Here is a 12,045-nt window from a genome sequence, read left to right as displayed (position 1 = left end):
GCGGTCCCGCGAGCCCGCGCATCGTGAGCAGCCTGATCCGGGCGTGCCAGCCCCCGCTCGGATCAGGTTGCGCTGGTCACGTACTCGACAGGAAGGCTGCGGAAGTGCTTGCGCATCTCCGATGACGCCGTGCCGCCGACGATGATCCGCGTGAACGCGGCGATATCGGAGAAGAATGCCGACTTGAGACTGCCGAGCTTGCTCGCGTCGATCACCAGGGTGCTCTCCATCGCGGTCTCGATGACGGCCTGCTTGACGGCGACTTCGTGAAAGTTGGAGCAGCTCGCGCCGCGGGTCCAGTGCACCCCGCCGGCGGAGATGAAGGCCTTGTTGATCCCGAGCCGCCGCAGATAGGACAGGCCGTCGTCCGACGCAAAGGACTGCGACGAGGGATGATAGAGCCCGCCCATCAGCATCACCTGCGTGCCGGGCCGCCGGGTCACGATCGACGCCACGTTCATCGAATAGCAGATCACCGAGAGCGGCAGATCCTCGGGCAGGCAGTCCGCCAGCGACTGCATCGTGGTGCCGCAGTCGATGAAGATCGTGTCGCCTTCCCTGATGGAGGCGGCAGCAGCCCGGCAGGCGAGGCGCTTGTCCTGGGTGTGCTGGTCGATTTCCTGCTCGAGCGTGTACTTGATGCCGGTCGGCGACGCCGCATTGACGACGTAGCCGCCGAGCAAAGCGAGGGCAGCCTCCGGACCAGCGAGGTCGCGCCGCACCGTCATTTCGGAAACCTTGAGGAGCTCGGCGGCGTCCTTCAGATGCAGCGCACCACTCGATTCGACGGCGCGGCGCAGCCTCTGCAGGCGCTGGACGCGTGTCTCGCTTGGTCGTGCGTTGGAGGTTTCAGCCATTTTGATCGCCGAGCTTGCTTATCCGATTGACAATGATCTTACAATGTTGTGAGTTTATCAACGTAGATTTGTTACAATAATAACATCCGGTCCGGCGGGCTAATCCGGTGTCGAGACGATATCGTCCTCGGCAGGCGGCAAACCCGGCGGCGAGGTCAGGGGAGGATCACATGTTGCGATCGACACATTCAATCTATCTGGCCACCTCGTCGATTCGCTAGGACCGCAAGGCGTTTCCATGACGCAGAGCGTCTTCATCCAGAATCCGTCCCCGTTGGCCGTGCAGTCGCCTTCCCCGGGCGGCGAGCATTTGCATCCGCTGCCGCGCAACAGCGGCCGCGCGCTCGAGATGGATTGGGTCGACGACATCAGGATCAATCTGTCGGCCGCCGAACGGCGGGTCGCGAGCCTGCCGGGCCGGCGCACGGTCAAGAAGGACGCACAGGCGGGGTGGCTGCTCAAGGCGATCACCTGCATCGACCTGACGACGCTGAACGGCGACGACACGGCCGAACGGGTCAAGCGGCTCTGCGCCAAGGCCAAGGCGCCCGTGCGCGGCGACCTTCTCGAGCAGCTTGGCTTTGCCGGGCGCGCGCTGCATACCGGAGCGGTCTGTGTCTACGATCGGTTCGTCGGCACCGCCGTCGAAGCGCTCGATGGATCCGGCATCCCTGTCGCCGCGGTCTCGACCGGCTTTCCCGCAGGCCTCGTGCCGCATGAGCTGAAGCTGAAGGAGATCGAGGCGTCGGTCCGGAATGGCGCGCAGGAAATCGACATCGTCATCACGCGTGAGCACGTGCTGACCGGCGATTGGCGGGCGCTTTACGCCGAGGTCCGGGATTTCCGCGCGGTCTGCGACAACGCGCATCTGAAGACGATCCTGGCCACCGGCGACCTCAAGACGCTGCGCAATGTCGCGAAGGCCTCGATGGTCTGCATGATGGCCGGTGCCGATTTCATCAAGACCTCCACCGGCAAGGAAGGCGTGAACGCGACGCTGCCGGTGACGCTGGCGATGCTGCGGATGATCCGCCTCTATCAGGAGCGCACCGGCTACAAGATCGGCTTCAAGCCGGCTGGTGGCATCTCGACGGCAAAAGACGTGCTCAACTACCAGTTCCTGATGAAGGAGGAACTCGGACGCGACTGGCTCGAGCCGGATCTGTTCCGCATCGGCGCCTCCAGCCTGCTCGCCGACATCGAGCGGCAGCTCGAGCATCACGTGACCGGCCACTACTCGGCTTTCAACCGCCACCCCGTGGGATGAGACTCCAGCGATGAGCGTCGCCAACTATTTCGAGAGCATGGAGTATGGCCCCGCGCCCGAGGCGGACGGCGAGGCGCGCGCCTGGCTGGCGCGGCATGGCGCCACGTTCGGGCATTTCATCGCCGGGAAGTTCACAGCGCCGCATGGGGGCAAGCACCTCACGACAAGCGAGCCTGCCACCGGCAAGGCGCTGGCGCGCATCGCGCTGGGCGACGCTGCCGATGTCGAGGCGGCGGTCAACGCCGCGCGCACCGCGCAAGTCGCGTGGGCAAAGCTCGGCGGCCATGGCCGCGCGCGTCATCTCTACGCGTTGGCGCGCATGCTGCAGCGTCACGCCCGGCTGTTCGCCGTGCTGGAGGCGATCGACAATGGCAAGCCGATCCGGGAAACCCGCGATCTCGACGTGCCGCTTGCGGCGCGCCATTTCCTCTATCACGCCGGCTGGGCGCAGTTGCAGGACCGGGAGTTCGCCGATCAGGTGCCGATTGGCGTGATCGGGCAGATCATCCCATGGAATTTCCCGCTGCTGATGCTGGCCTGGAAGATCGCGCCGGCATTGGCCGCGGGCAACACGGTGGTGCTGAAGCCGGCGGAGTTCACCTCGCTCACCGCGCTGTTGTTCGCCGAACTTTCGGCCGAGGCCGGCCTGCCGCCGGGCGTATTGAATGTCGTCACCGGTGACGGTGCCACCGGCGCGTTGCTCGTCGAAAGTCCCGGTGTCGACAAGATCGCCTTCACGGGTTCGACCGAGGTCGGGCGGCTGATCCGCCAGTCGACTGCAGGGACCGGAAAATCGCTGACGCTGGAGCTCGGCGGCAAATCGCCGTTCATCGTGTTCGACGATGCCGATCTCGATGGCGCGGTGGAAGGCGTGGTCGATGCCATCTGGTTCAACCAGGGCCAGGTCTGCTGCGCCGGCTCACGGCTGCTTTTGCAGGAGGGAATTGCGGAGACCTTCCGCAGGCGCCTGATCCGCCGCATGGAGACGCTTCGCGTCGGCATGCCGCTCGACAAGGCGATCGATATGGGCGCTGTCGTCGCGCCGGTGCAACTCGAGCGGATCAAGTCGCTGGTCGAGATCGGGGTGAAGGAAGGCGCCGAGAAATATCAGGCGTCCGGCGCGACGCCGACGGAAGGCTGCTTCTATCCGCCGACCCTGCTCTGGAACGTGCATCCGTCCTCGACGGTTGCGACTGAAGAGATCTTCGGTCCGGTCCTGGTGGCGATGACGTTCCGTACGCCCGACGAGGCGGTGATGCTCGCCAACAACACGCGCTACGGCCTTGCCGCCAGCGTGTGGAGCGAGACGATCGGGCTGGCGCTCGACATCGCGCCGAAACTCCTGGCCGGCGTGGTCTGGGTCAATGCGACCAATCTGTTCGACGCCAGCGTCGGCTTCGGCGGCTATCGCGAATCCGGCTTCGGCCGCGAGGGCGGCCGTGAAGGCATGTATGAGTATCTCAAGCCGAAGGCCTGGAGCGGACGCAAGGCGCGGGCCAAGCCATCGCCGCTGCCGACGGCGTCCGGCGCCAGCGCCGGCTTCGACGTGCCGCCGATCGATCGAACGGCCAAGCTGTTCGTCGGCGGCAAGCAGGTCCGTCCGGACGGCAATTATTCGCGCGCGGTGCTCTCGCCGAAGGGCCGGCGCCTCGGCGAGGCAGGCGAGGGCAATCGCAAGGATATCCGCAATGCGGTCGCCGCGGCGCGCTCCGCCGAGGGATGGGCGCGGGCGTCGGCGCATAATCGCGCTCAGATCCTTTATTACCTGGCCGAGAATCTGTCCGCGCGCGGCGACGAGTTCGCCCGGCGCATCGCCGACATGACCGGCGTGTCGGCAGCAAAGGCGCGCACCGAGGTCGATGCCAGCATCGAGCGGCTGTTCAGCTACGGCGCCTGGGCGGATAAATTCGAGGGATCCATCCACGCGCCGCCGCTGCGCGGCGTGGCGCTCGCGATGCACGAGCCGATCGGCGTGGTCGGTGTCGCCTGTCCGGACGAGGCGCCGCTGCTTGCCTTCATCAGTCTCGTGGCGCCATTGATCGCAATGGGCAACCGGGTCGTCGCGGTGCCGAGCGAGCGGCATCCGCTCGCCGCGACCGACTTCTACCAGGTGCTCGAGACCTCGGACGTCCCGGGCGGCGTGGTCAACATCGTCACCGGCGATCGCGACGATCTGGTCAAGGTCCTTGCCGAGCATGACGATGTCGACGCGCTCTGGGCGTTCGGGTCGCAGAACGCCTCGACGGCGGCCGAACGGTACTCGATCGGTAATCTCAAGCGCACGCTGGTCGATCAAGGCCTCGCGATCGACTGGTACGACAGGGCCGCGAGCGAGGGCCCGATCCTGCTCCGCCATGCCGTGCAGGTGAAGAACATCTGGATTCCGTATGGCGACTAGGGACGTCACTTTGCGGTGATATCGATTGGGGCCCGAACCACGAGAGTTCGGCGATTTGGACGACAAAGGAGGGAACGCAACATGCTCAAGGGCATCAATCCACTGCTCAATGCCGACGTGCTCTATGCCCTGCGGGCGATGGGGCACGGCGATCGCCTGGTGGTGTGCGACACCAATTTTCCGGCCGACTCGATCGCGCGCCAGAGCGTGCTTGGCCGGCTGCTGCGTATCGACAATGTGAGTGCCGCCCAGGCGGTCGAAGCCGTTCTCTCGGTGATGCCGCTCGATACCTTCGTCGACGATGCCGCGATCCGCATGGAGATCGTCGGCCAGGCCCAGGAAGTGCCTCCCGTGCAGCGCGAGGTGCAGGCCGCGATCGATCGCGCCGAGGGACGATCCTGGCCGCTGGTCGGCGTCGAGCGCCATGCGTTCTACGAGAAGGCCAAGACGGCCTATTGCGTGATCGCGACCGGCGAGCGGCGTTTCTACGGCTGCTTCCTGTTCAGCAAGGGCGTCATTGCGCCGGACGGGGAGTGACGACATGAGCAAGCAGGGCGTCGCCGTCCTCGGCGTGTTCGTCGTCGACCTCGCGTTCCGCGCCGGCAACATGCCGGCGATCGGCGAGACGATTGCCGGATCGGGATTCGCCATGGGACCCGGCGGCAAGGGGTCCAACCAGGCTGTCGCGGCCGCGCGGGCCGGCGCCAGCGTGAGCTTCATCTCCCGGATCGGCAGCGATGCCTTCGGCGAGCTCGCGATCAAGACCTGGGAGGCCGAGGGAATCCGGCCGCGCGTGGCCAGGACGGCGGACGCGCCGACTGGAGCTGCGTTCATCTACGTCCACGAGACGCGCGGCGATAACGCGATCATCGTGGTGCCGGGCGCAGCAGGCGGGATCGGTCCGGCCGATGTCGACGCGGTGGCCGACGCCATCCGCGACAGCCGCGTGTTCGTGACGCAGCTCGAGCAGCCGGTCGATGCGGCGCGGCGCGGGCTCGAGATCGCGCGTGCCGCCGGCAGCATCACCGTGTTCAATCCGGCGCCGGCGATCAAGTTCGACTCTGGCCTGTTTGCGCTCTGCGATTATGTCGTCCCCAACGAGACCGAGGCCGAAGCGCTGACCGGGATCGCGGTCGGCGATCTCGCCGGTGCCCGCCGCGCCGGCGATGCCTTGCTGGCGAAAGGCGCAGGAACGGCGCTGATCACGCTCGGCGAGCGCGGCGCCTTGTTTCATGCGCGGGATCGCTCGGTGCACGTGCCGCCCTTCGCCGCAGGCAAGGTGGTCGAAACCACCGGCGCAGGCGACGCCTTCGTCGGCGGCTTTGCGGCGGCGCTCGCCGACGGCGCCGATCCGCTGGAGGCTGCGCGCTTCGGTTCGGCCACGGCCGGAATCGCGGTGACGCGACCGGGCACCGCGCCCGCGATGCCGCGGCGCGCGGAGATCGACGCGCTGCTGAAGGGATGATCGCGCGATGTTGCGGAATGATCCGATCAAGCATGTCTTCATCTGGCCGGCGGTGCTCGTCGTGCTGGCGATCTCGATCTTTCCGCTGATCTATTCGCTCACCACGAGCTTCCTGAGCTATCGCCTGATTCCGCCGATCCCGCCGCGGGTGGTCTGGCTCGGCAATTATGCCACGCTGTTGCAGGAGCCGCGGTTCTGGAATGCGATCTTCACGACGACGCTGATTGCCTTCATCGCCGTCGCCCTGCAATACGCGATCGGTTTCGGCGTTGCGCTGGCGCTGAACGCGCGGGTGCCGGGCGAGCGGCTGTTTCGCGTCGCCTTGCTGCTGCCCATGCTGCTCGCGCCGGTCGCGGTCGCGCTGGTCGCGCGCATGATGTTCAACCCGACGATGGGGCCGCTCAACCAGTTCCTGTCGAAGTTCGGCCTGGTCAACCTGCCGTTCCTCACCAATGGACATTGGGCGCTCGCCTGCATCATCGCGGTCGAGGTCTGGCAGTGGACCCCGTTCGTCATTCTGATGATGCTGGCCGGCCTGCAAACGCTTCCCGAAGATGTCTATGAGGCCGCCGAGCTCGAGAATGCCAGCGCCTGGCAGCAGTTCTGGGGCATCACCTTTCCGATGCTGCTGCCGATCTCGGCCGCGATCGTCTTCATCCGCCTCATCGAGAGCTACAAGATCATGGACACGGTGTTCGTGATGACAGGCGGCGGGCCGGGCGTCGACACCGAGACGCTGACGCTGTTCGCCTATCAGGAAGGCTTCAAGAAGTTCAATCTTGGCTATACGTCGGCGCTCAGCTTCCTGTTCCTGATCGCGATCACGATCATCGGCGTCACCTATCTGGCGCTGCTGCGGCCGCATCTGGAGAAGCGCCGATGAGCGGACAGGGCTTGACGGGATTGTCGCCATGGAGCCGCCGCCTGGTCGCGGTTGGCGTCCTCGTCTGGTGCCTGATCACGGTGTTTCCGCTCTACTGGGTGGTGGTGACCGCGTTCAAGACGCCGCCGGGCGTGGTCGGCGGGCCGACCTATCTGCCGTTCATCGATTTCACACCGACCTTGCAGCCCTTCATCGATCTCTATCAGGGGATCCGCGGCGAGTTCTTCCACACCTTCCTGAATTCGACCATCGTCGGCCTGTCGGCCGCGGCCATCGCTACCGCGATCGGCGCGATGGCGGCCTATGCGCTGGTGCGGTTCGAATTCAGGGTACGCCTTGGTGCGGGCCTCGTGTTCTTCCTGCTCGCGCTCGGCGGCTATCTGCTCTTCAACGCGACGTTCGGATTTACCCGGCCGCAGGCGCTGCTACTCGCCTTTCCGATCGCGCTGATCGCTGCCGTCGTCGCCAACCGCCTGCCGTTGCCCGGACCGATCCTCGGCAATGAGGACATCCTGTTCTGGTTCGTCAGCCAGCGCATGTTTCCGCCGATCGTGACGGCCTTTGCGCTGTATCTGCTCTACAGCGAGATCGGCCGGCTGGGTTTCCAGCTCATCGACAGCTTCGTCGGCCTGACGCTGTGCTACGTCGCCTTCTCGCTGCCGATTGTCGTCTGGCTGATGCGCGACTTCTTCGAGGCGGTGCCGATCGAGGTCGAAGAGGCCGCGATGGTCGACAACGTGCCGAGCTGGCGCATCTTCTTCGGCATCGTCGTGCCGATGTCGATGAACGGGCTGCTGGCGACATTCATGATCACGCTGGCCTTCGTCTGGAATGAGTTTCTGTTCGCGCTGTTCCTGACCAATTCCAGATGGCAGACGCTGCCCATCCTGGTGGCAGGACAGAACAGCCAGCGCGGCGACGAATGGTGGGCGATATCAGCTGCGGCGCTCGTCGCAATCGTTCCCATGATGATCATGGCGGGCCTGCTCAGCCGGATGATGCGGTCGGGCCTGCTGCTCGGGGCCATCAAATAGCAAAAAACCTTGTAGGGAGGACTAGACGATGTTGCGACGGACGTTCCTGATGTTGACCACCTCGCTGGCGATGGCCTGTGCCGCAAGCCAGGCGAATGCTGCCTGCAGTCCGGATTACACCGGCGTCACCCTGACGGTGGCGTCGCAGACCGGACCTTATATCGCATCCGCGCTCAAGCTCGGCGCAGACGAATGGGCCAAGAAGACCTGCGGCAAGGTCAATGTCGTCGAGTTTCCCTGGTCCGAGCTCTATCCGAAGATCGCGACATCGCTCACGGCGTCCGACGCGACGTTCGACCTGGTCAGCTTCGCGCCGGCCTGGCTGCCGGATTTCGTCCCCTATCTCAGCGAGATGCCGAAGGAGATGCAGTCCGGCAAGGACTGGGACGACATCGAGCCGGCCTATCGCGAACGCCTGATGGTATGGGAAGGCAAGATCTACTCGCAATCGATGGACGGCGACGTCCACACCTACACCTACCGCACCGACCTGTTCAGCGATCCCAAGGAGAAGGACGCCTTCAAGGCCAAGTACGGCTACGACCTCGCGCCGCCGAAGACCTGGAAGCAGTATCTCGACATTGCGGAGTTCTTCCAGCGGCCGGACAAGGGCCTGTGGGGAACCGCGGAAGCGTTCCGTCGCGGCGGTCAGCAGTTCTGGTTCTTCTTCAGCCATGCGGCGGCCTACGCCAACAATCCGAACTATCCGGGTGCGATGTTCTTCGACCCCGAGACGATGGACGCGCAGATCAACAACCCGGGCTGGGTGAAGGGGCTCGAGGAATACATCCGCGCATCGAAGCTCGGGCCCCCCAACGCGCTGAACTTCTCGTTCGGCGAGGTGAACGCTGCCGTGGCCGGCGGCCAGGTGGCGGAATCGATCGGCTGGGGCGACACCGGTGTCATCGCGGCCGATCCGAAGCAGTCGAAGATCTCGGGCAAGGTCGGCTCGGCGATGCTGCCCGGTTCGGACGAGATCTGGAACGCCAAGACCAAGAAGTGGGACAAGTTCCCGAGCGTGCTTCCGGGCCCGTTCATGGCATTCGGCGGCTGGCAGATCGCGGTGCCGAAGGCCGGCAAGAACCAGCAGGCGGCGTGGGATTTCGTCAAGACGCTGACGAGCCCCGAAGTGTCGGGCCAGGCGGCGATCACCGGCGGCAGCGGCGTCAATCCCTATCGCAAATCGCACACCGCCAATCTGCAACTGTGGAGCAAGATCTTCTCGCCGGAAGAGGCCAAGGAATATCTCGGCGCGCAATCGGACTCCATCAACGCCAAGAACGTCGCGCTCGACATGCGTCTGCCCGGCTATTTCTCCTATACCGAGGTGGTGGAGATCGAGCTCGGCAAGGCGCTGGCCGGCCAGACCACGCCGCAGGCGGCGCTCGACGCGATGGCGAAGGAGTGGAATCGCCTGACCGACGAATTCGGCCGGGCCAAGCAGCTTGCCGCCTATCGCGCCGCGATGGGCCTCCCGCCCAAGAACTAGCCTTCCAGTGAGACCTCCCGGATGATGCGCGAGCGTCATCCGGGGCTTGACCAGCCGTCGACGAAAGGACGGAAAAGGATTCCATGGCGCACGTCGAGATCGAGAACGTCAGCAAGGCATACGGGCCCTACAAGATCATCGAAGGGCTCGACCTCAACGTGGCCGACGAGGAGTTTGTCGTGCTGGTCGGCCCGTCCGGCTGCGGCAAGACCACGACATTGCGAATGATTGCGGGACTGGAGGCCGTCACCAGCGGAGCCATCCGCATCGGCAACCGCGACGTGACGCAGTTGCGCCCCGGTTTGCGCAACTGCGCGATGGTGTTCCAGAATTACGCGCTCTATCCGCACATGACGGTCGGCGAGAACATCGGCTACGGCATGAAGGTGCGCGGTGAATCGCGCGCCAGCATCGAGAAGGCCGTCAATGACGTGGCGCGCGTCCTCGATCTGGAGCAATATTTGCAGCGGCGGCCCAAGCAGCTGTCCGGCGGGCAGCGCCAGCGCGTGGCGATCGGCCGTGCCATCGTGCGCAGCCCGGACGTGTTTCTGTTCGACGAGCCGCTGTCCAATCTCGACGCCAAGCTCCGCATCGAGATGCGGACCGAGATCAAGGCGCTGCATCGCCGTCTCGCCAAGACCATCGTCTATGTCACCCACGACCAGGTCGAAGCCATGACGATGGCCGATCGTGTCGTGGTGATGAACAGAGGCCGGATCGAGCAGGCGGCCGATCCGATCACGATCTACGAGAAGCCCAGCAATCGGTTCGTCGCAGGCTTCATGGGCGCGCCCAGCATGAACTTCATCGATGGCGAGATCATCGCCCGCGACGGCGCGCTCACCTTCACCGCGCCATCGGGCACGGCGTTGCGCGTGCCGAAGTCGCGTGAGGCGGCCTATGCGGGCAGCGTCGGCAAGCCGGTGGTGCTCGGCGTGCGGCCAGATCATGTGTTGCGGCAAGGCGCGCCGGACGGATCTTCCGTCCGGCTGCTCGTGAAAGACGTGGAGCCGCTGGGGCCGCACACGCTGGTGATCGGGACCGTCGCCGGCTTTGCGTTTACGGCGCAAATGCCGGTCGGCGTTGCCGCGGAGCCGGATCATGTCATCGACGTCGCGCTCGATCTCGAGCGAACGCATTTGTTCGACAAGGTGTCAGGGATGGCCATTTCCTGATTTGCCGCGGCGTTGAGTGCAACCTAAGCTCTCTTAGCTGCAGAACCCTCGGGCTCGTCGCACCGTATCGGACGGATACAGGCCAAATGTGGAGCGGTACACCGCTGCGAAACGGCCCAGATGCGTAAAGCCCCACTTCAGTGCAACTTCGCTGATCGGGAGCATGTTCTCCGGTCGCGACAGCTCATCGTGGATCGCTTCAAGTCGAATCTTCCGCAGATAGGCGACAGGCGTCGTGCCGTGAATTTTGCGGAAGCCCAATTGCAGCAGCCGGCTGCTGACACCAACCGTTGCAGCAAGATCCGATATCGTCAGCGGCAGATGAGGATTGGCCCGCATATACTCGACAGCCCGCCGAATGTAACGCGGCGGCGCATCCGGCGGATAGCGGTTCAACCGGTCGCTCAGCCGATGCGGGACGTTCTCTAGGATGAGCTGGATCGCAGCTTCGGAGAGCAGCGCGCTGGCTTTCGGTGAGCGTGCCAAGATGCCGTCATACAAGCCGGTCGCGCTGGCACGAACAAGCTGAAGAAGGGTCTGCCCGGCGCCGGTCGACAGATCGACGATCGGTGTCAGATTGAGGTCTTCCAGCGCTGTGCTCCCGAACGTCGCGGACAGCACCTTTGTCACCATGCCCGTATGCAAGGTGAGCGTGACGCTCGCGTATCGTCCATCGACCGCTTCGACCCGCTGCGCCTGCATCGTCGGAAGCGGAACGATCGCAATCTCGGCGGGGGTTCGTTGCACGCTCTTTCCTGCAATGCGCATCTCGGCCTTGCCGGCATTCAGCAGGCTTATCGCGAGCTCACCCGACGTACTCTCGTACGAATAGTGCCAATCCCAACCCGCAGACAGTTCCGCCCGCACGACGTCGATTTCCGCCCCAATTGCAATATCCGCATGCCAGCGAAACGATTCGTCAGGCTGGGGCGAGGAGCGCGCATTGATCCCGTGCGGCTGGAGCATTTCCAGCAGCTCTTCAAACGATGATCCCGATCGCGTCGGAGGTGCAACGAGTATGTCTTCGACCATCAAATTCCTAACCATCGGATGTTTGCCGTCCGCGAGATGCCCCGATCCATCGGGATCGGGTATCGATCGTTCAGGGCGTCCGCCACACGCATAGGCCGCATCACCACACTAGCACAGCTTTGCTGGGTTCGGCCCGCTCTCCTTCTTGATCCCTTCAATATCCGATTTTCGAACGAACTATCCAGATTACGCAGCAGAGGTGCGGAAGGTAACATTTGATCTCATTCGCACGCCTGGATCGCGCGAAAGTTCCGATTTGGTTGCGCCACGCTGACGTTTGAGAGCACGCGCGAATGCGCAACGTTCGCGACCGATCGTGCTAGCCCGTCTTATTCATCAGCGGCTTGTTGAGAGGCTGGCGAGCGTGGCGTAAGCCGCTGAGGTGGCGTAGGATTCGGTTGCTGACACCCACCCTCCGCGCATCCGGGCCGCCACACTCGCCATG

Annotated in this window: 10 protein-coding genes; 8 read left to right on the top strand and 2 right to left on the bottom strand. The window is 64.5% G+C overall.

The features are described from left to right. Positions 1 to 62: 62 nt before the first annotated feature. Complete coding sequence (locus tag AC066Y_RS28620) at positions 63 to 857, bottom strand: DeoR/GlpR family DNA-binding transcription regulator (protein WP_478276783.1); 795 nt, start codon at positions 855 to 857, stop codon at positions 63 to 65. A gap of 349 nt (positions 858 to 1,206) precedes the next feature. Between AC066Y_RS28620 and deoC the strand changes: the two genes are divergently transcribed. From deoC to AC066Y_RS28580, 8 genes are all read left to right on the top strand, one after another. Then, positions 1,207 to 2,124, top strand: coding sequence for a deoxyribose-phosphate aldolase (deoC, locus tag AC066Y_RS28615; protein ID WP_478276895.1), 918 nt, complete (start codon positions 1,207 to 1,209; stop codon positions 2,122 to 2,124). A 10-nt stretch (positions 2,125 to 2,134) separates the two neighbouring features. Beyond that, positions 2,135 to 4,522 (top strand): aldehyde dehydrogenase family protein, encoded by a 2,388-nt coding sequence (locus tag AC066Y_RS28610; protein WP_478276782.1) that lies wholly within the window; start codon positions 2,135 to 2,137, stop codon positions 4,520 to 4,522. Positions 4,523 to 4,603: 81 nt separating this feature from the next. After that, positions 4,604 to 5,059 (top strand): RbsD/FucU family protein, encoded by a 456-nt coding sequence (locus AC066Y_RS28605; RefSeq protein ID WP_478276781.1) that lies wholly within the window; start codon positions 4,604 to 4,606, stop codon positions 5,057 to 5,059. A gap of 4 nt (positions 5,060 to 5,063) precedes the next feature. Further along, positions 5,064 to 5,987, top strand: a complete 924-nt coding sequence (locus tag AC066Y_RS28600) for a ribokinase (RefSeq protein WP_478276780.1) — start codon at positions 5,064 to 5,066, stop codon at positions 5,985 to 5,987. Between the two features lie 7 nt (positions 5,988 to 5,994). Continuing rightward, complete coding sequence (locus tag AC066Y_RS28595; protein WP_478276779.1) at positions 5,995 to 6,870, top strand: carbohydrate ABC transporter permease; 876 nt, start codon at positions 5,995 to 5,997, stop codon at positions 6,868 to 6,870. Then, positions 6,867 to 7,904 (top strand): carbohydrate ABC transporter permease, encoded by a 1,038-nt coding sequence (locus AC066Y_RS28590; protein WP_478276778.1) that lies wholly within the window; start codon positions 6,867 to 6,869, stop codon positions 7,902 to 7,904. Before AC066Y_RS28595 ends, AC066Y_RS28590 begins: the two co-directional genes overlap by 4 nt. Positions 7,905 to 7,953: 49 nt before the next feature. Beyond that, a complete protein-coding gene (locus AC066Y_RS28585) occupies positions 7,954 to 9,393 on the top strand; it encodes an extracellular solute-binding protein (protein WP_312000884.1) in 1,440 nt (479 codons plus the stop codon). An 83-nt stretch (positions 9,394 to 9,476) separates the two neighbouring features. Continuing rightward, complete coding sequence (locus AC066Y_RS28580; RefSeq protein ID WP_478276777.1) at positions 9,477 to 10,568, top strand: ABC transporter ATP-binding protein; 1,092 nt, start codon at positions 9,477 to 9,479, stop codon at positions 10,566 to 10,568. A gap of 33 nt (positions 10,569 to 10,601) precedes the next feature. On the opposite strand, the gene AC066Y_RS28575 is transcribed toward AC066Y_RS28580, so the two are convergent. Next, a complete protein-coding gene (locus AC066Y_RS28575) occupies positions 10,602 to 11,600 on the bottom strand; it encodes a helix-turn-helix transcriptional regulator (RefSeq protein WP_478276776.1) in 999 nt (332 codons plus the stop codon). Positions 11,601 to 12,045 lie beyond the last annotated feature (445 nt).

The organism is Bradyrhizobium sp. USDA3010, from assembly GCF_056429065.1.
Note: the sequence above shows the minus strand (reverse complement) of the source record. Positions and strands in the feature narration are given on the sequence as shown.

Bases quoted from the DNA above. Each gene is read 5' to 3' on its own strand.
- AC066Y_RS28590 (WP_478276778.1), top strand. From the start codon at position 6,867: ATGAGCGGACAGGGCTTGACGGGATTGTCGCCATGGAGCCGCCGCCTG.
- AC066Y_RS28575 (WP_478276776.1), bottom strand. From the start codon at position 11,600: ATGGTCGAAGACATACTCGTTGCACCTCCGACGCGATCGGGATCATCG.
- AC066Y_RS28585 (WP_312000884.1), top strand. From the start codon at position 7,954: ATGTTGACCACCTCGCTGGCGATGGCCTGTGCCGCAAGCCAGGCGAAT.
- AC066Y_RS28600 (WP_478276780.1), top strand. From the start codon at position 5,064: ATGAGCAAGCAGGGCGTCGCCGTCCTCGGCGTGTTCGTCGTCGACCTC.
- AC066Y_RS28620 (WP_478276783.1), bottom strand. From the start codon at position 857: ATGGCTGAAACCTCCAACGCACGACCAAGCGAGACACGCGTCCAGCGC.
- deoC (WP_478276895.1), top strand. From the start codon at position 1,207: ATGGATTGGGTCGACGACATCAGGATCAATCTGTCGGCCGCCGAACGG.
- AC066Y_RS28605 (WP_478276781.1), top strand. From the start codon at position 4,604: ATGCTCAAGGGCATCAATCCACTGCTCAATGCCGACGTGCTCTATGCC.
- AC066Y_RS28580 (WP_478276777.1), top strand. From the start codon at position 9,477: ATGGCGCACGTCGAGATCGAGAACGTCAGCAAGGCATACGGGCCCTAC.
- AC066Y_RS28610 (WP_478276782.1), top strand. From the start codon at position 2,135: ATGAGCGTCGCCAACTATTTCGAGAGCATGGAGTATGGCCCCGCGCCC.
- AC066Y_RS28595 (WP_478276779.1), top strand. From the start codon at position 5,995: ATGTTGCGGAATGATCCGATCAAGCATGTCTTCATCTGGCCGGCGGTG.